This window comes from Phaeovulum molybdatiresistens (genome assembly GCF_023544865.1).
Lineage (GTDB): Bacteria > Pseudomonadota > Alphaproteobacteria > Rhodobacterales > Rhodobacteraceae > Pontitalea.
This window is the reverse complement of record NZ_JAMJFX010000007.1, coordinates 115,111-134,052: the sequence shown is the minus strand read 5'-3', so window position 1 is coordinate 134,052 and position 18,942 is coordinate 115,111. Positions and strand designations below refer to the sequence as shown.

The following is an 18,942-nucleotide window of genomic DNA, read 5'->3' as shown; positions in this document are numbered from 1 at the left end:
GCCGCCCCGATGCCAGGGTCAGTTGATGCCCCATTTCGCGATGATTTCGTCGAGCTTCCCCGAGGCCTTGATGTTGGCAAGACCAGCGTTGATCTTGGCAAGAAGATCCGCGTCATCCTGACGAACTGCGATCGCGACGTTGCCCGTCACCTGGCTTTCATATTCCGGGACAAGACGCACATCGGACGCGCTCTGGGACAGCTGATAGGCCACGATTGGCCGGTCCCCAAAACCGACGTCAATCCGCCCAAGCGCCACGTCGCGCATGATATCGGCGATGGTGTCATAGACCTTCACATCCGCAAATTTCCCGCTGACCTTGAGCGGTTCGACATAAGCGGTTCCGACCTGAACACCGGCCGTCTTGCCCGCGAGGTCGTCCAGGCTCTTGTAGCTGCCGGCATCGTCGCTCTTGACGAAAAGGCCCTCGCCATAGGTGTAAACGGTGTCAGTGAACGTTACGACCTTGGCGCGCTCCTCGGTTGCATACATGGCGGCGGCAATGATGTCGATCTTTCCACTGGTCAACGAAGGAATCAACGCGCTCCACTGCGTTGCCTCGACCTCCGGCTTGAAGCCCTGATCTTCGCCAATCGCCCGGATGATGTCGACCATCACTCCATCGATCTGGTTGGTCTTCACATCCAGGAAGGTGAAGGGAACGCCAGAGGGTGTCGAGCCAACCTTGTGGGTCACGTCTTGCGCCATCGTAGCGCCAGTAACGAAGCCGCTGGTCAACAGAGCCACTGCTGCACCGCGAACAATACGAGTCAGATGTGTCATGGTATCTCCCGTTGCGTTGCGCGACCTGCGTTGGTTAGATATATATTGAAATTCAGGTCGACTTATTTCAGTCTGACGAAATTACATAGAGGTTGTCAACCGCATGAATGCTACCACCGCACCATCCGAGCACGACCCCGCACCGGCCTCAGCCGCAGACAACGACATCGGCTCGAAGCTTCGGCTCCGCCGAAAAGTCAGGGGCTTGTCGCTCAAGGAGGTGGCGCAAAGGGCGGAGGTGTCAATCGGCCTGCTGAGTCAGATCGAACGGGGGTTGACGATGCCATCAGTGCGTTCGCTCGGCTCTATCTGCGGTGCTCTGGAGATGCCGGTGGGGTGGCTGTTCGATACGCCCGACGCCGCAAATGACAGTGCGATCGTCGTGCGGAAACATCAGCGCAGGGTTCTGGACCTTGGATCAAAAGGCATGATCAAGGAACTGATGACGCCGGACGCCTGCGCAGGAATCCAGATGATGCGCCTGGTCATCCGCCCGGGCGGTTCCACGGGCGACACTCCATACAATCACGCGGAAGGGGCGAAATGTGGCACCGTCCTCTCGGGCGTGCTTTGCTTGGAAGTCGATGGCCAAGTGATGCGTCTCAACGAGGGCGATAGCTTCGCATTCGACGCACGACAGATGATCCGGTTCTGGTGTGAGGGTGATCAGGTAACCGAAGCACTCTGGATCGTAACCCCCGCTGTTTATTGAGCGAAAGGAAGGCGACAACATGATCAGGAATGAAATCGAGGTCATATCCAACTCGCTCTGGACAGCGACCGCGAACCCCTCGCCCGACTGCCCTCCGTTGGAAGGAGAACACAGCTGCGATGTCGCAATCGTCGGCGGCGGCTTTACCGGGCTCTCGGCGGCGCTGCATCTCGCTGAACGCGGCAAGCGCGTGATCGTTCTGGAAGCCGAGACCCCTGGCTGGGCCGCCTCGGGGCGGAACGGCGGTCAGGTGAACCCGGGCTTGAAAGAAGATCCGGATACGATCGTGCAGCATTTTGGCCAGGATATGGGCAGCAAGATGGTCGCCATGTCCGGAGGGGCAGCGCAGCTCGTTTTCGACCTGATCGCACGCCACGGCATGCAGTGCGCCGCCGCGCAGACGGGTTGGATTCAGCCCGTTCACAGCGAGCAAAGCGAGAATGTCGTCCGGAATCGTGTTACGCAATGGGTCCGTCGTGGTGCACCGCTGCGGATGCTGTCTCGCGAGGAAACCGCCGATTTATTGGGCACGGACTATTATCGCAACGCCATGATCGACGAGCGCGGTGGCAATCTGCACCCCCTAAACTATGCCTTGGGGCTGGCGGATGCGGCGATCCGTGCGGGTGCTGCTATCCACGGCCATAGCCGTGTCACAAGCATGCAATCCATGTCCAACCACCACGTTTTGCGCACAGCGGGCGGCAGCGTGCGTGCTGACAAGGTTCTTCTGTGCACGAATGGTTATACAGATGGACTGGTGCCGCCAATGCGCCGCACGGTCGTTCCGATCCGCTCGATCCAGGTGGCGACCGATGTCCTGCCAGACAACGTTGCCAAATCCATTCTGCCCTACGGCCACTCAGCCTCGGACAGCCGCCGACTTCTGCTCTATTTCCGGAAAGACCCCGCAGGTCGCTTCGTGATGGGCGGACGCGGGGCATATTCTGAAACAGGCACTCTGCATCAGATGCAGGCGCTTCGTGACGCTTCCGTGAAGCTTTATCCACAGCTACGCGATGTGAACTGGTCTTACGCATGGGGCGGCTTCGTGGCGATGACCAAGGATCACTACCCCCACCTTGACCTCGTGTCTCCGAATGTATTGGCAGGCATTGGCTTCAACGGTCGCGGGGTCGCCATGGGAACAGCGTTTGGCAAGGTGATGGCCGACTGGGCGAGCGGCGTTCCCGAACGAGATCTTGATTTCCCAATCACACTTCCAAGACCAATCCCGTTCTACTTCATGCGCAAACCAGCCGTTGTCGGGACAGTGGCGTGGGCGCGATTCCGAGACGCCCTGGATCGTTGAATCCGGCGGGCGGCCTCTCTGTTCGCCCTGCCCTCCAAAGGCCCTGAGCGAGCCACTGGGGCGCGGTCGCGACGCTTAGGACAAGAAGGAGCCCCTACCCCCTCATACCTGGCAGTGACTCGCTCCGCGCGTCTGCGCCGACATCAAATGGTCTGATAACCAGACAGCCGGGGCCACCGGGACCGCGGGACCAGATAGCAAGCGGGACCGGCTCTGGTCCGGTCCCGCACCGCAATCTTCAGCCTGCTTTGAAGGCCTGAACCCGCTCGATGTCCAGCGTGGAGAGCCGGGGCCGACCGGGGATGGCACGCGGGGCCTTACGCAACGGCCGGTTCCCCTCCGGACGCAGCATCTGCGCTTCCCTGAGAGCATGAGCGACTTTCGAGCTGTCGGCCCCATGGAAAATCTCCACCCAAGTCTTGGGGGTCAGATAGAGAAACTTCGTATCGCGCCACCCCTTCGGCTCACCCCCACCGTGCGGTCCCGCGACCATGGGCAAGCCAGTAAGATGCGTGTCCATGAACTGCTTCAGCGCAGCGACGCTGGCCGCGAGCTCTTCATGCAGACCGCCGTAACGGCGGTCATACCAGTCATGGAATCCATCTTTTGCAGCACTCAATGCGTCCCCCTTGTTCCAACCCGTGAGACCGAACACCGTCGCGATTTCGCCGGCCACGCCAATCACTGCAAACCTCTTTGCGACCCGCTGCGTCTGCCCGTCGGGAATGAAGGCCAGACAACCGAGCCAGGTCTTGGCGCGCTTCTCGATGAGGGCCGAGATCTGATCCCCGCTTTTTTCAAAGGTTCCTATCAACTTCTGAACAAACTCGGGACCAACCACTCCGTGATGGGTATTTGCCGAGCGCTGGAGCAGATCCGCGAAGGAGGCGGGGTCCACTGCGCCGTGCAGCTCATCGAATGCTCCATAGGTCCGGCTGTCCGCCTCGATGTCGATCGGGCGTCTCGTCGCCTTCTGGATAGCTGCCCTAGGCCCACTGCACGAGCGCATCGATGTCGCGAGCAAAGTCGCCGCTAGCCCGGCCCTCACAAACCGGTTTCGACAAGGTTTCCGCAAGTCTACACAACGCATTGATTACAAAAGAGAACCACCGGAACCTTCGGCTCCGGTGGTCACGTTATGCGATCAGAATGGACAGAAAACCTCTGAAAGTGGCCATTTGATGCGACGCCGCACAACAGCCCTTGCCCAGCCGCATCAGCCGCACTTGCTGTGCCCGCAATCGGCGCAGGTCATGCAGCCCTCGATCATCCGCATCGCATAGGCGCCGCAGCTGGGGCATGCCGGCGCGCGCGGCGTGTCGCCCACCGCCATGCGTTCGGCATGCGGGTCGACCTTCAGGCCCATGCCCTCGCCCTCGATGAAGCCGATCGAGATCAGGTGACGTTCGATCACGCCGCCGATCGCCGCCAGGATCGAGGGGATATAGCGCCCTTCCATCCAGGCGCCGCCGCGCGGGTCGAAGACCGCCTTCAACTCCTCGACGACGAAGGACACATCGCCCCCGCGCCGGAACACCGCCGAGATCATCCGCGTCAGCGCCACCGTCCAGGCGAAATGTTCCATGTTCTTGGAATTGATGAACACCTCGAACGGGCGGCGGTGGCCGGCCTGGATGATGTCGTTGACGGTGATGTAGATCGCGTGCTCGGACCCCGGCCATTTCAGCTTGTAGGTCGACCCTTCCAGCGCGGCGGGGCGGTCCAGCGGCTCGGTCAGATAGACCACCTCGGCGCCTTTGTCGGCCTCGGGCGCCTTTTCCTCGGTCTCGGACACCGACAGGACCGACCCGGTCACGTCATTCGGACGATAGGTGGTGCAGCCCTTGCAGCCCTGATCCCAGGCGGCCATGTAGACATCCTTGAAATCGTCGAAGGAAATGTCCTCGGGGCAGTTGATCGTCTTGGAAATGCTGGAATCGATCCATTTCTGCGCCGCCGCCTGCATCCGCACGTGATCCAGCGGCGCCAGCGTCTGGGCGTTCACGAAATAATCGGGCAAGGGCGCATCACCCTTCAGGTCACGCCACATCTGCACGGCGTAATCGACCACCTCTTCCTCGGTGCGCGAGCCGTCCTTCTGCAGCACCTTGCGCTTGTAGGCATAGGCAAAGACCGGCTCGATCCCCGAGGACACGTTGCCCGCATAAAGGCTGATCGTGCCCGTGGGCGCGATTGAGGTCAGCAGCGCATTGCGGATGCCATGGGTGCGGATCGCGTCGCGCACGTCCTCATCCATCTTCATCATGTTGCCCGAGGCAAGATAGCGGTCGGCATCGAACAGCGGGAAGGCGCCCTTTTCGCGCGCCAGATCGACCGAGGCGAGGTAGGACGCCCGCGCGATCTGCTTCATCCAGGCTTCGGTCTGGGCCGCGGCCTCGGGGCTGCCATAGCGCAGGCCCAGCATCAAAAGCGCATCGGCCAGGCCCGTGACGCCCAGCCCGATCCGGCGCTTGTTGCGCGCCTCCTCGGCCTGCTGGGGCAGCGGGAAGCGGCTGGCATCGACCACATTGTCCATCATCCGCACCGCAAGCCGGACCAGATCGTCCAGCGCGGCGGGGTTCAGTTGGGCCTTGGCCGTAAACGGATCGGTGACCAGCCGCGCCAGGTTGACCGACCCCAGCAGGCAGGCGCCATAGGGCGGCAGCGGCTGTTCGCCGCAGGGGTTGGTGGCCGCGATCGTCTCGCAATAGTTCAGATTGTTCATCTGGTTGATGCGGTCGATGAAGATCACGCCGGGTTCGGCGAAATCATAGGTCGCGCGCATGATCTTGTTCCACAGGTCGCGCGCCTGCACGGTGTGATAGATCTTGCCGCCGAAGGTCAGATCCCAGGGCCCGTCGGCCTTGACTGCCTGCATGAAGGCATCGGTCACCAGTACCGACAGGTTGAACATCCGCAGCCGCGCTGCATCCTGCTTGGCGGTGATGAACTGTTCAATATCGGGGTGGTCGCAGCGCATCGTGGCCATCATCGCACCGCGACGCGAGCCCGCCGACATGATCGTGCGGCACATCGCGTCCCAGACATCCATGAACGACAGCGGGCCAGAGGCATCGGCCGCCACGCCCTTCACCTCGGCCCCGCGCGGGCGGATGGTGGAAAAATCATAGCCGATCCCGCCGCCCTGCTGCATCGTCAGCGCGGCTTCCTTCAGCATGTCGAAGATGCCCGCCATCGAATCGGGAATCGTGCCCATGACGAAACAGTTGAACAGCGTGACCGACCGGCCCGTGCCGGCGCCGGCGGTGATCCGGCCGGCGGGCAGATATTTGAAATCCTCCAGCGCGGCATAGAAGCGCTCTTCCCATTGCGCGGGATCGGCCTCAACGGCGGCCAGCGCGCGCGCGATGCGCCGCCAGGTATCCTCCACGCTCGCGTCGATCGGGCTGCCGTCAGCCTCTTTCAGGCGGTATTTCATATCCCAGATCTGTTCGGCGATCGGGGCGGCAAAGCGGGTCATGCGGGCTCCTTGCGGTCTTGCGCTGCTTCGGGAAGAGGCGACAAGATACGCCCCGCGCCGGGGCTGGTCAACGATTGCCCCGACGCCAGACCGCATTATATAGCGGGTAAAGTCTGGGGAAGAACGAAATGGCCGATCCGCTGCACATGATCAAGCTTTGCGTCGGCGCCGAACGGGTCGAGGATCTGACCGATTGGCAGACCGCGCATTTCGGCGGCGGCGTGGCCGAACACGTCACCCGGATGTGGCCGAAACGAGCCGAGGAAATCCTGGCCGGCGGTTCGCTTTACTGGGTGTTCAAGGGCGTGGTTCTGGCGCGGCAACGAATCGTGGGCCTGCGCGAACGCACCGGTGCCGATGGCATCACCCGCTGCGCCATCCAGCTAGACCCCGAGGTGATCCGCACCGAGGCCCAGCCCCGCCGCCCCTTCCAGGGCTGGCGCTACCTGAACCCCGCCGACGCCCCGCGCGACCTGCCTCGGGGGCGCGACCGCGAAGAGCCCCTGCCCCGCGCCCTGATGGCCGCCCTGTCCGAAATCGGCCTGCGCTGATCCCTTCGGCTTTGCCCAAATATCCTGCGGGGGTCCGGGGGTGCAAAACCCCCGGGGTCACCACAGGCGGTCAGGCCGGGGGGCCAGCCCCCCGGTCCCCCCGGGATATTTGAACAAAGCCGAAGGACAGCCGGGGTCAGAGTTCGGGCGCGCCAAGACCAAGACGATCGCAGAAGGCGCGCAGGATCGCCTGTCCGTCGCCCGACCAGTCGGCCGCGCGGGCGGCGAACAGCGTCGCCTGGCTTTGGTGGATCAGCCCGTCCGACAGGATCTTGAGGTGGTTGGCGCGCAGCGTTTCCCCCGAGGAGGTGATGTCGGCGATCGCCTCGGCGGTCAGGTTCTTGACCGTGCCCTCGGTCGCGCCCTGGCTGTCGACCAGCTGATAATCGGCGACACCCTCGCGGGTCAGGAATTCGCGCACGAGGCGGTGGTATTTCGTGGCAATCCGCAGCCGGTGGCCATGCGCGCGGCGGAAGGCATGCGCCACGGCATCCAGATCCTCCAGCGTATCGACATCGGCCCAGCAGGCGGGCACCGCGATGATCAGATCGGCATGGCCAAAGCCCATCGGCGCCAGATCGGCGACCTGGGCCTGCCAGTCGGCCAGCTTGTCGCGCACCAGATCCGACCCGGTCACGCCCAGATGGATGCGCCCTGCCGCCAGTTCGCGCGGGATTTCCCCCGCTGACAGCAGCACCAGTTCGACCCCCGGCGCGCCATCAACAGCGCCGGCATATTCGCGATCCGACCCGGTCCGGCGCAGGCGCACGCCGCGCGCCGCGAACCAGTCAAAGCATTGTTCCATCAGCCGCCCCTTGGACGGCACGCCCAGCTTCAGCGTCATGCGTCCAACCCCCCAAGGTCCGCGACCAGGCCGGGCCGGATCACCCCGCCCACCGCCGGGATCGACTTGCCCTGCCCCAGCACCCGCGTCAGCGCGTCATAGCGCCCACCCGAAGCCACCGGCGGCAAATCCGGCGCGGCGGCCGAGAAGGTGAAGACGAAGCCGTCGTAATATTCCATCGTGGTCCGCCCGTGGCTGGCATCAAAGCCGACCGCGCCCAGGTCGATCCCGCGCGCCGCCAGCGCCGAAAGCCGCGCCTGAAGGCGTGCGATGGCGGGGGTCAGGGCGGGAATGTCCAGCGCGCGCAGCGCCTCGACCGCCTGGTCCGCAGGGCAGCGCAGCGCGAACAGCGCATCAAGGCGCGCCACATCCTGCGTGGCGATCGGCCGGGCGGCGGCATCTTCACGCAGGCGGTCCAGGCGCGCCTGCAGCTCTTGCGCCGAGCGCAGGCCGATCCAGGGCGCATCACGCTCGGCCTGCCCCGCCAGCAGCGCCGCGCGGGTGGCGGGCACCGGGGTCAGGCCCGCGTAACGCTCCATCAGCTTGTGGAACCGCTGCGGGCGCCAGATGTGGCGCATCAGCGCGGCCTTGCGCGTGGACAGCGTATCAAGCCCCGCCACAGCGGCGGTCAGCAGGCCGATATCGCCGATCGTCGCGCGCAGGTTCAGCGGCGCGAGCAGACGGGCGAACAGCGCAAAGACCTCGGCATCGGCCTGTTCGGGGGCGGCGCGGTCAAAGACCTCATATCCCGCCTGGAAATATTCCGCCGTGCGCGCGGGGCCGCGATGATCCTGCTTGCGGAAAACCTCGCCCAGATAGCAATAGCGCGCGGGCTCGGCCCCGTTGGCCATATGGGCCTGCACCACCGGCACGGTGAAATCGGGGCGCAGCATCATCTCGCCGCGCAGGGGATCGGCGGTCACATAGGCGCGGGCGCGGATATCCTCGCCATACAGATCCAGCAGCGCCTCGGCCGGTTGCAGGATGTCGGGATCGACCTCGACGGCGCCTTCGGCGCGAAAGGCGTCCAGAAGGCGCGCGCCGGTTGCGCGGGCGTCGGATTTGCTGGCCATTACGCCCCCGTCACGTTCTGGCCCAACATCGCACGCACCGTGGCGACCATGTCGGTGCGGGCGACCTCGACCTGGGCGGGCTGGGATTTCCATTCTTCCAAAGAGGCTTGCGCGGCGATCTTCGCACCCAACACGAGGTCCTTGATCTGCACCACGCCGCGCGCGGCCTCATCCCCGCCCTGGATGATCGCCACGGGGCTTTCGCGCTTGTCGGCGTATTTCAGCTGGTTGCCGAAGTTCTTGGGATTGCCCAGATAGACCTCGGCGCGGATGCCGGCGCGGCGCAGTTCGGACGCCATCGCCAGATAATCGCCCATCCGGTCGCGGTCCATCACAGTCACGACGACCGGACCCTGAACCGTTCCGCCGATGCGGCCCTTGGCGCGCAGCGCGGCCAAGAGCCGGTCCACCCCGATCGACACGCCCGTGGCCGGCACCGCCTGGCCCGTGAAACGCTTGACCAGATCGTCATAGCGCCCGCCCCCGGAAACCGACCCGAATTGCCGCTTGCGGCCCTTTTCATCCAGGATTTCAAAGGTCAGCTCGGCCTCAAACACCGGGCCGGTGTAATAGCCAAGCCCGCGCACGACCGAGGGGTCAATGACGATACGGTCCGACCCATAGCCCTGACCGTCCAGCAATTCGGCGATTGTTTCCAGTTCGGAAACGCCCTCCATCCCCAGCACCGAGCCACCGACCAGATCGCGCAGCCGCGCCGCCGTCGCCGCCCCGGTGTCGCGCTTGGCGGACATGAAGCCCATGACGATATCGGCCTGTTCATCCGACAGGCCCGCGCCGGGGGTGAAATCGCCGGATTCGTCCAACCGCCCCTTGCCGATCAGCGCGCGCACCCCCGGTTCGCCGAACTTGTCGAACTTGTCGATGGCGCGCAGCACGATGCCGCGTTCTGTATGCATATGGTCAGGATTGGCCGGGTCAAAGACGCCCGCCACCTGCATCACGCCGTTCAGCACCTTGCGATTGTTCACGCGCACAATGTAATCGCCGCGCGGGATGCCCACGGCTTCCAGCGCATCCGACAGCATGCCGCAAATCTCGGCATCGGCGGCGACCGAGGGCGCGCCGACGGTATCGGCATCGCATTGATAAAACTGGCGGAATCGCCCCGGCCCCGGCTTTTCGTTGCGCCAGACCGGGCCCATCGCATAGCGCCGGTAGGGGCTGGGCAGGTCGTTGCGGAACTGCGCGGCGACGCGCGCCAAGGGCGCGGTCAGGTCATAGCGCAGCGCCAGCCAGTCGCCCTCATCCTCTTGCCAGGCAAAGACGCCCTCGTTCGGGCGGTCCACATCGGGCAGGTATTTCCCCAGCGCCTCGACGGTTTCGACCGCGCTGGTTTCCAGCGGGTCGAAGCCATGCGCCTCATAGACCTGCGCGATCGTATCAAGCATCTGCTTGCGTTCGGTCACATCCGCGCCGAAATAGTCGCGAAATCCCTTCGGCGTCTCCGCGCGCGGGCGACGGGGGGCTTTGTCCTTGGCCATGGCTGAACCTTGTGCTGTTCTTGGCCGAGGGTGTAGCGGATGGGGCGCGGGGCGGCAACAGGGGGTTTGACATGCAAGAACGGATCGAACGGGCCGAGGAACAGATCGCCTATCTGACGCGGATGGTCGAAGACCTGTCCGATGTCGTCGCCCGTCAGGAAACAGAAATCGCACGCCTGACGCGCCGCCTTGGCCTGCTGCTGGAACGCGAGGCGGAACGCGAAGTCGATGGCGGCGGCACCATTCCGCTGGCCGATCAGCGCCCGCCGCACTGGTAAGGCGCAGGCAAGGCGCGGGCGGGCTACATTTCCTCGACCGTGACGACGCCGCGCAGCGCGCGGATTGCGCCCTTGACCTGCGGGTTCACCGGAAAGTCGCGCCCGGCCGAGATTTCATATTCCGCCCCCCGCGCCTGGTCGTTGACGCAGAAATTGACCGGGCCGCGCGCGCGCACCCGCGCCTCTTGCTGCATGCGGTCCAGAAGTGCTGCCACCGCGGCCACCGCCTCGGGCGTTTCGACATGCACCCGCAGCCCCGCGCCACCCGCATCGGCGGCCACGCTGTCGATCGGCTGGGCCCCGCGCGCCAACAGTTTCAGCGTCTCGCCTTCCATATTGGCCTCAACCGTCAGGACCACGGCCTGCCCCGGTTCCAGATATTGCCGCGCCGCTTCCAGCGTGTCGGAAAACACCGTCACCTCATAAAGCCCGGTCGGATCGGACAGCGAGACAAAGGCAAAGCGGTTGCCCTTGGCGGATTTCTTTTCCTGCCGCGCCGCCACATTGCCCGCGATCTTGGCCACCACCGGCCCGGCCTCGGCGCGCGCGGTCAGTTCGGCCAGCGTCATCACCTTCTTGCGCTTCAGCGCGGGCATATAATCATCCAGCGGATGGCCCGACAGGTAAAAGCCCACCGCCTTGTGTTCCTCGGCCAGGCGTTCGGCGGGCATCCAGTCGTCGGTATCGGCCATGCGGGGGGGCGGCAGATCCTCGCCCGCCTCGCCAAACAGCGACACCTGCGAGGACGCCTTCGCCTCGGCCACCGCGGCCGACCAGGCGGCCAACGCGTCCAGACTGTCAAAGACGCGCTTGCGGTTCGGGTCCAGCGCGTCAAAGGCCCCGGCGCGGGCCAGCATTTCCAACGGCCGCTTGCCGATCCGCTTCAGGTCGCAGCGGCGGGCGAAATCGGTCAGGTCGGCAAAGGGCCGGGCGCCCCGCGCCGCCACGATCAGGCGCATCGCATCGACACCGACGTTCTTCAGCGCCCCCAGCGCATAGACCAGTTTCTGATCGACCACGTCAAAGGTCGCGAGCGAACGGTTGACGCAGGGCGCGATCACCTCGATGCCCATGTTGCGCCGCGTCTCGGCGACATAGATGGCCAGCTTGTCGGTCAGGTGGATATCGCAGTTCATGACGCCGGCCATGAATTCCACCGGGTGGTTCGCCTTCAGCCAGGCGGTCTGATAGCTGACGATCGCATAGGCCGCGGCGTGCGATTTGTTAAAGCCGTAGTTGGCGAATTTCTCCAGAAGGTCAAAGACTTCGCCAGCTTTCTTCGCGTCGATATTGTGCGTGGCCTTGGCGCCTTCAATGAACTTGGGGCGCTCTTTCGCCATTTCCTCGGCGATCTTCTTGCCCATCGCGCGGCGCAACAGGTCGGCGCCGCCCAGGCTATAGCCCGCCATGACCTGGGCGATCTGCATCACCTGTTCCTGATAGACGATGATGCCCTGCGTTTCCGCCAGGATCGGGTCGATGGTGGGATGCAGGCTTTCCAGCGGCCGCAGCCCGTGCTTGACCTCGCAATAGACCGGGATGTTTTCCATCGGCCCCGGACGATACAGCGCCACCAGCGCCACGATATCCTCGATGCAGGTGGGCTTCATCCGCCGCAGCGCATCCATCATGCCGGAACTTTCGACCTGGAACACCGCCACGGTTTGCGCGCGGGCGTAAAGTTCGTAGGTCTTGGCGTCGTCGATCGGGATCGCGTTGATCTGATCCTCGGCCCCCTCGGCGGGGTCATACAGCCGGTTTCCGGCCGCATCCACATGCAGCGGGCGGCCGGATTTCTGGATCAGCTCAACCGCGTTCTGGATCACCGTCAGGGTTTTCAGGCCCAGAAAGTCGAACTTCACCAGACCCGCCTGTTCCACCCATTTCATGTTGAACTGGGTCGCGGGCATGTCGGACCGCGGGTCCTGATACAGCGGCACCAGCTCATCCAGCGGGCGGTCGCCAATCACGACACCCGCGGCGTGGGTCGAGGCGTTGCGCAACAACCCCTCGATCTGCTGGGCATAGTTCAGAAGGCGCGCCACGACCTCTTCGGCGCGGGCCGCCTCGCGCAGGCGCGGTTCATCGGCCAGCGCCTTTTCGATGCTGACCGGCTTGACCCCTTCCACCGGGATCATCTTGGACAGGCGGTCCACCTGCATGAAGGACATCTGCAGCACGCGCCCCACGTCGCGCACCGCGGCCTTGGACAAAAGCGCGCCGAAGGTGATGATCTGGCCCACCTTCTCGCGCCCGTATTTGCGCTGGACGTATTGAATCACCTCTTCGCGGCGATCCATGCAGAAGTCGATGTCGAAGTCCGGCATCGAGACGCGTTCCGGGTTCAGGAAGCGTTCGAACAGCAGGCTGTAGCGCAATGGGTCAAGGTCGGTGATCGTCAGCACATAGGCCACAAGGCTGCCCGCGCCCGAGCCCCGCCCCGGCCCCACCGGAATCCCCTGCGCCTTGCCCCATTTGATGAAGTCGGCCACGATCAGGAAGTAGCCGGGGAAACCCATCTGCTCGATGATGTTCAGCTCGAACTCCAGCCGGGCGCGGTATTCTTCAACCGGGGCGGCATGGGGGATCACGGCCAGACGCGCGTCCAGCCCCGCCCAGGCCTGACGGCGCAGCTCTTCAACCTCGTCATCGGCGAATTTCGGCAGGATCGGCTTGCGCTTGTAGGCGGCAAAAGCACAGCGGCGCGCGATTTCCACCGTATTTTCCAGCGCCTCGGGCAGGTCGGCGAACAGTGCCGCCATCTCGGCCTCGGATTTGAAGTAATGCTGCGGCGTCAGGCGACGGCGCGGTTCCTGCTGGTCGACATAGGCCCCTTCGGAAATGCAGATCAGCGCGTCATGCGCCTCATACATCTCAGGCTTGGGGAAATAGACATCGTTGGTGGCGACCAGCGGCAGGCCCAGATCATAGGCCATTTCGATCAGCCCACGCTCGGTCGCGCGTTCGGCCTGCGGCAGCGCGCCGCCCTCACCGGGATGGCGCTGCAGTTCCACATACAGCCGGTCCGGATAGATCGCCGCTAGCCGTTCCATCAGCAGCCGCGCCTTGCCCGCCTGCCCGGCCTGCAGAAACCGGCCCACCGGGCCGTCCGCCCCGCCCGTCAGACAGATCAGCCCCGCCGCATGGGTGGCCAGTTCGTCCAGCGTCACCTGCGGCAACTGCCCGCCCTTGTCCAGATACAGGCAGGAATTCAGCTTCATCAGGTTCATGTAACCGGCTTCATCCTGCGCCAGCAGAACCACCGGCGCGGGCGGGCGCGGCCGCTCACCCGGCTGGGCCGGATCATGCGCGACCGAGATCTGACAGCCCACGATCGGCTGCACGCCAGCGCCCTGCGCCAGCACCGAAAATTCCAGCGCCGCGAACATCGCATTGGTATCGGTCACGGCCACAGCCGGCATCCCGGCCTTTTCGCAAAGCCCGATCAGCTTTTTCACCGGCACCGCCCCTTCCAGAAGCGAATATTCGGTGTGAACGCGCAGGTGGATGAATCGCGGATGTGTCATGGCGCGACCCTAGCCCAGCCGCCCGGCGGCGGAAAGGGCTTGCCAAATCGCCCGGTCCTGCGGTTTCCTGACCAACAGGACAAAAGGCGCCCCCGCTTTACGCCGCATCGGGCGGGGCGCCCCGGACCTTGACGCAAAAGACCGCGGCGGATTGCACCATGAATATCTCGTTTCTTCTGAACGGGGAAACCACGCATGTGACGGTCACCGACCCCACGCGCACGGTGCTGGACTGGCTGCGCGAGGATCGCCGCCTGACCGGCACCAAGGAAGGCTGCAATGAAGGCGATTGCGGCGCCTGCACGGTGATGATCACCGACGAGGGCGGCAGCCGCGCGCTGAACGCCTGCCTGCTGTTCCTGCCCCAGATCCACGGCAAGGCGCTGCGCACGGTCGAAGGCATCGCCGCCCCCGACGGCCAGCTGCACCCGCTGCAACAGGCGATGATCGACGAACACGCCAGCCAATGCGGCTTTTGCACACCGGGCTTCGTGGTCTCGCTGGCCGCGGCGCATCTGAACGGACGGCACGATCACGACGACATCCTGGCCGGCAACCTGTGCCGCTGCACGGGCTATGCGCCCATCATCCGTGCGGCCCGCGCCGCGCAATCCGCCCCCGCGCCCGACTGGCTGCTGAAAGACCGACCCCATGCGCCTGCCTTCGGCTTTGCCGAAATATCCTCGGGGGTGCGGGGGCAGACAGCCCCCGCGGTCCTGCCCGAAACCACCGATGACCTGGCCCGGGCCTATCTGGACACACCCGATGCCACGCTTGTCGCAGGCGCGACCGATCTGGGGCTTTGGGTCACCAAGGATCTGCGCGATCTTGGCCCGCTGATCTTCACAAACCGCTGCAAGGATCTTTGCCAGATTACAGAAAAAAAAGGCGAAATCACCATCGGCGCGGGCGTGACCATTGCCGCCCTGCGCGCGGCGATGGAAGGCCCGCACCCCGCCTTCGCCAGCCTTTTGCGCCGCTTTGCCAGCGAACAGATCCGCCAGGCGGCGACGATCGGCGGCAATATCGCCAATGGCTCGCCGATCGGCGATGGCCCGCCCGCGCTGATCGCGCTTGGCGCGCGGCTTACGCTGCGGCGGGGGGCGGATCGGCGGCAAATGCCGCTTGAGGATTTCTTTCTCGACTACCGCAAACAGGACCGTCGCCCCGGCGAATTCGTCGAAAGCGTCACGATCCCGGCCACCGCGCCGGGGCTTGCCTGCTACAAACTGTCCAAACGCTTCGATCAGGACATCTCGGCGGTCTGCGGCGCGATCAACCTGACGGTCGAGCGCGACAGGATCACCGCCGCCCGCATCGCCTTTGGCGGCATGGCCGGCACCCCGAAACGCGCCCGCGCGCTGGAAGCCGCGCTGACCGGCGCCCTCTGGTCCGAGGCCGCGATAACAGCCGCCCTGCCCGCGCTGGCCGACGATTTCACGCCGATGGACGATCTGCGCGCCTCGGCCGACTACCGGATGGCGGGGGCACGCGCCATGCTGCACCGCTACTGGCTGGAACGCAGCGGCGCCACAGTTTCGGTGCTGGAGGTGCGGGCATGAGCGTGACCCAACCCCTGCCCCATGATTCGGCCCGCCTGCATGTGACGGGGGCGGCGCGTTACACCGATGACATCCCCACCCCCGCGGACACGCTGCACCTGGCCTTTGGCCTGTCGCCGGTCGCGCATGGCCGGATCGCGGCGCTGGATCTGGATCCGGTGCGCCAAAGCCCGGGCGTCGTCGCGGTGATCCGGGCCGAGGATCTGCCCTTTGCCAATGACGTCTCGGCCTCGGCCGGGGATGAGCCGCTGCTGGCGCAGGGCCTGGTGCATTACCTGGGCCAGCCGGTGTTTCTGGTGGTGGCCGAAAGCCACCGCGCGGCGCGGGTGGCGGCGCGGGCCGCGCGCATCGACATCGCGCCCCTGCCGCCGATCCTGACCATCGATCAGGCGCTGGCGGCAAACAGCCGATTTGAAACCGGCCCGGTGATCTGGACCCGCGGCGATGCCGCCGCCGCCATCGCCCGCGCCGCCCATGTGGTCACGGGCCAGATTGAAATCGGCGGGCAGGAACATTTCTATCTGGAAGGCCAGGCGGCGCTGGCGCTGCCCGGCGATGAGGGGGTGGTGATCCACTGTTCCAGCCAGCATCCCAGCGAAATCCAGCACAAGGTGGCCGACGCGCTGGGGCTTGCGCTGCATGATGTGCGGGTGGAAATGCGCCGCATGGGCGGGGGCTTTGGCGGCAAGGAAAGCCAGGGCAATGCGCTGGCGGTGGCCTGTGCGCTGGCCGCGCGCGCCACCGGGCGGCCCTGCCGGATGCGCTATGACCGCGATGACGATTTCATCATCACCGGCAAGCGCCACGATTTCCGCATCGACTATCGCGCGGGGGTGGATGCGGAAGGTCGCCTGCTGGGGCTGGAGTTCACCCATTACGCCCGCTGCGGCTGGGCCCAGGATCTTAGCCTGCCGGTCGCCGACCGCGCGATGCTGCATGCCGACAATGCCTATTTCATCCCCGCGATGCGGATCGAAAGCCACCGGCTGCGCACCAATACCCAAAGCGCCACCGCCTTTCGCGGCTTTGGCGGGCCGCAGGGCATGCTGGGGATGGAACGGGTGATGGACCACATCGCCCATCAGACCGGGTTTGACCCGCTGGAGCTGCGCCGGCGCAATTTCTACGCGCCCGCAAGCGGCCCGGCGGGGGGGCCGTCTGCCCCCCCGAGCCCCCCCGAGGATATTTCCGCAAAGCCGAAGGGGGAAGCCGCCGCGCAAGATACCCATTACGGTCAGCCGGTCGAGGATTTCATTCTGCATGATCTGGTGGCGGCACTGGAACAATCGGCCGATCTGGCCGCGCGGCGCGCCGCGATTGCCGAATGGAACCGCGGCCAGCCGGTGCTGAAGCGCGGCCTTGCGCTGAGCCCGGTGAAATTCGGGATTTCCTTCACGCTGACGCATCTGAACCAGGCGGGGGCCTTGGTGCATGTCTATCAGGACGGATCAGTCGCGGTGAACCATGGCGGGACCGAGATGGGCCAGGGTCTGCACCGAAAGGTGACACAGGTGGCGGCGGCCGCCTTTGGCCTGCCCATTGACCGGGTGCGGATCAGCGCGACCGACACGGGCCGCGTGCCCAACACCTCGGCCACGGCGGCCTCATCGGGGGCGGACATGAACGGCATGGCGGTGAAGGCCGCCTGCGATACGATCCGGGGCCGGATTGCGGGGTTTCTGGCGGATCGCGCGGGCTGTGCCCCGGCCGAGGTGCATTTTGCCGAAGGACGCGTCTATGCGGGCGAAACCGGGACGAGCTTTGAGGCGGCGGTTGCAGCGGCCTATCAGGCGCGCATCAGCCTGTCGGCGACCGGGTTCTATGCGACGCCCAAGCTGGATTGGGACCGCGCTGCGGGCCGGGGGCGGCCGTTTTTCTATTTCGCCTATGGCGCGGCCGTGACCGAGGTGGTGATCGACACGCTGACCGGTGAGAACCGCATTCTGCGCGCCGATATCTTGCATGATGCCGGCGCCAGCCTGAACCCGGCGATCGATCTGGGCCAGGTCGAAGGCGGCTATGTCCAGGGCGCGGGCTGGCTGACGACCGAGGAACTGGTCTGGGACGATCGGGGGCGGCTTCGCACGCATGCGCCCTCGACCTACAAGATCCCCGCCTGTTCGGACCGTCCGGCGGTCTTCAACGTGGCGCTGTGGCCGGGCGAGAACCGCGAAGAGACGATCTATCGGTCGAAAGCCGTGGGTGAGCCGCCCCTGATGCTGGGGATTTCGGCCTTTCTGGCGCTGTCGGATGCCTGCGCGGCCTGCGGGCCGCATTACCCCGACCTGCGCGCCCCCGCCACGCCCGAGGCGGTGCTGTCCGCCGTGGCCCGCGCGCGGGGGGTGGGGCGATGACTTTGTGCCCCGAAACGCTGGCCCGTGCGGCGGCGCGCGGCCCCTTCGTGCGGGTGCTGGTGGCCGAGGCCCGCGGATCGGCCCCGCGCGAGGCCGGGGCCGCGATGCTGGTCTGGCGGGACGCGACCGAAGGCACGATCGGCGGCGGCCGGCTGGAGTTCGAGGCGATCGCCAAGGCCCGCGCCCTAACCGCCCCGCGGCTGGACCGGATCGCCCTTGGCCCGGCGCTGGGGCAGTGCTGCGGCGGCGCGGTGACGCTGGCCTATGAGGTCTGGGAGGCTGGTGCAGTTGCCGCGCTGACCGGCCCCCTTCACGCCCGCCGGATCGAGGGCCCCGCCACGATACCGCTGTCTGTCGCCCGCGCGCTGGCCCGCGCCCGCGACCGGGGCGCGGCCCCGCCGCTGTTGCGCGACGGCTGGCTGATCGAGGCGGTGGCGCCGCAGCCCATGCCGGTCTGGATCTGGGGGGCGGGCCATGTCGGGCGCGCGGTGGTGTCGGTGCTGGCGCCGCTGCCGGGGCTGGCGCTGCACTGGGCCGACACCGGGGCGGATCGTTTTCCCGACCTGCCCACGGGCGTGACGCCCTTGATCGCGGAAAACCCCGCCGATCTGGTGGCACTGGCGCCGCGCGGGGCGCATCATCTGGTGCTGACCTATTCGCATGCGCTGGACCTGGAGCTGTGCCACCGGCTGCTGGGGCATGGCTGTGCCGGCCTTGGGCTGATCGGTTCGGCCAGCAAGGCGGCGCGGTTTCGGGCGCGGCTGCGGGCACTTGGCCATCACGACGCCGCAATTTCGCGCATCACCTGCCCGATTGGCGATCCCGGCCTTGGCAAACATCCGCAGGCCATTGCGGTGGGGGTCGCAGCCGCGCTACTGAGGGACCAGAGCGCGGCGGCCCGAACGGTCGCACCAACCGCAAAAGGATGCGCCGTGTGACTGGGGACGGAACTGGGGACGGAAC

Annotated in this window: 14 protein-coding genes; 7 read left to right on the top strand and 7 right to left on the bottom strand. The window is 65.7% G+C overall.

The annotated features are described in order from the left end of the window. Positions 1 to 18: 18 nt before the first annotated feature. Positions 19 to 783 (bottom strand): ABC transporter substrate-binding protein, encoded by a 765-nt coding sequence (locus tag MXB90_RS07355; RefSeq protein WP_250042997.1) that lies wholly within the window; start codon positions 781 to 783, stop codon positions 19 to 21. Between the two features lie 103 nt (positions 784 to 886). Between MXB90_RS07355 and MXB90_RS07350 the strand changes: the two genes are divergently transcribed. After that, the gene (locus MXB90_RS07350) at positions 887 to 1,495 is read left to right on the top strand and encodes a helix-turn-helix domain-containing protein (RefSeq protein ID WP_250042994.1); all 609 of its coding nucleotides are present in this window, start codon (positions 887 to 889) and stop codon (positions 1,493 to 1,495) included. Between the two features lie 19 nt (positions 1,496 to 1,514). Next, the gene (locus MXB90_RS07345) at positions 1,515 to 2,807 is read left to right on the top strand and encodes an NAD(P)/FAD-dependent oxidoreductase (protein WP_250042991.1); all 1,293 of its coding nucleotides are present in this window, start codon (positions 1,515 to 1,517) and stop codon (positions 2,805 to 2,807) included. 238 nt (positions 2,808 to 3,045) lie between these two features. Here MXB90_RS07345 and MXB90_RS07340 read toward each other — a convergent pair whose 3' ends face one another. Then, complete coding sequence (locus MXB90_RS07340; protein WP_250042988.1) at positions 3,046 to 3,705, bottom strand: hypothetical protein; 660 nt, start codon at positions 3,703 to 3,705, stop codon at positions 3,046 to 3,048. A 318-nt stretch (positions 3,706 to 4,023) separates the two neighbouring features. Next, on the bottom strand, positions 4,024 to 6,288 hold the full coding sequence (locus MXB90_RS07335) for an adenosylcobalamin-dependent ribonucleoside-diphosphate reductase (RefSeq protein ID WP_250042985.1): 2,265 nt from the start codon (positions 6,286 to 6,288) through the stop codon (positions 4,024 to 4,026). Positions 6,289 to 6,416: 128 nt separating this feature from the next. Between MXB90_RS07335 and MXB90_RS07330 the strand changes: the two genes are divergently transcribed. After that, on the top strand, positions 6,417 to 6,839 hold the full coding sequence (locus tag MXB90_RS07330; RefSeq protein WP_250042983.1) for a DUF1489 family protein: 423 nt from the start codon (positions 6,417 to 6,419) through the stop codon (positions 6,837 to 6,839). Between the two features lie 136 nt (positions 6,840 to 6,975). Here MXB90_RS07330 and hisG read toward each other — a convergent pair whose 3' ends face one another. The 3 genes from hisG to hisS are packed head-to-tail and all read right to left on the bottom strand — an operon-like array spanning position 6,976 to position 10,258. Further along, the gene (gene hisG / locus MXB90_RS07325; protein WP_250042980.1) at positions 6,976 to 7,683 is read right to left on the bottom strand and encodes an ATP phosphoribosyltransferase; all 708 of its coding nucleotides are present in this window, start codon (positions 7,681 to 7,683) and stop codon (positions 6,976 to 6,978) included. Further along, positions 7,680 to 8,756: an ATP phosphoribosyltransferase regulatory subunit gene (locus MXB90_RS07320; protein WP_250042977.1), complete on the bottom strand. Its 1,077-nt coding sequence runs from the start codon at positions 8,754 to 8,756 to the stop codon at positions 7,680 to 7,682. Before MXB90_RS07320 ends, hisG begins: the two co-directional genes overlap by 4 nt. Further along, positions 8,756 to 10,258: a histidine--tRNA ligase gene (hisS, locus tag MXB90_RS07315; RefSeq protein ID WP_250042975.1), complete on the bottom strand. Its 1,503-nt coding sequence runs from the start codon at positions 10,256 to 10,258 to the stop codon at positions 8,756 to 8,758. The genes MXB90_RS07320 and hisS overlap by 1 nt, the downstream gene beginning before the upstream one ends. A gap of 71 nt (positions 10,259 to 10,329) precedes the next feature. On the opposite strand from hisS, the gene MXB90_RS07310 reads away from it, so the two are divergent. Further along, complete coding sequence (locus tag MXB90_RS07310) at positions 10,330 to 10,536, top strand: SlyX family protein (protein ID WP_250042972.1); 207 nt, start codon at positions 10,330 to 10,332, stop codon at positions 10,534 to 10,536. A 23-nt stretch (positions 10,537 to 10,559) separates the two neighbouring features. Here MXB90_RS07310 and dnaE read toward each other — a convergent pair whose 3' ends face one another. Further along, on the bottom strand, positions 10,560 to 14,063 hold the full coding sequence (gene dnaE, locus MXB90_RS07305; RefSeq protein ID WP_250042970.1) for a DNA polymerase III subunit alpha: 3,504 nt from the start codon (positions 14,061 to 14,063) through the stop codon (positions 10,560 to 10,562). 158 nt (positions 14,064 to 14,221) lie between these two features. Between dnaE and xdhA the strand changes: the two genes are divergently transcribed. The 3 genes from xdhA to xdhC are packed head-to-tail and all read left to right on the top strand — an operon-like array spanning position 14,222 to position 18,917. Beyond that, entirely contained in the window at positions 14,222 to 15,625 is a 1,404-nt protein-coding gene (gene xdhA, locus MXB90_RS07300) for a xanthine dehydrogenase small subunit (RefSeq protein ID WP_250042965.1), read from the top strand. Next, on the top strand, positions 15,622 to 17,979 hold the full coding sequence (gene xdhB, locus MXB90_RS07295; RefSeq protein WP_250042962.1) for a xanthine dehydrogenase molybdopterin binding subunit: 2,358 nt from the start codon (positions 15,622 to 15,624) through the stop codon (positions 17,977 to 17,979). Before xdhA ends, xdhB begins: the two co-directional genes overlap by 4 nt. Next, on the top strand, positions 17,976 to 18,917 hold the full coding sequence (gene xdhC, locus MXB90_RS07290; RefSeq protein ID WP_250042960.1) for a xanthine dehydrogenase accessory protein XdhC: 942 nt from the start codon (positions 17,976 to 17,978) through the stop codon (positions 18,915 to 18,917). Before xdhB ends, xdhC begins: the two co-directional genes overlap by 4 nt. The last annotated feature ends 25 nt before the right edge of the window (positions 18,918 to 18,942 follow it).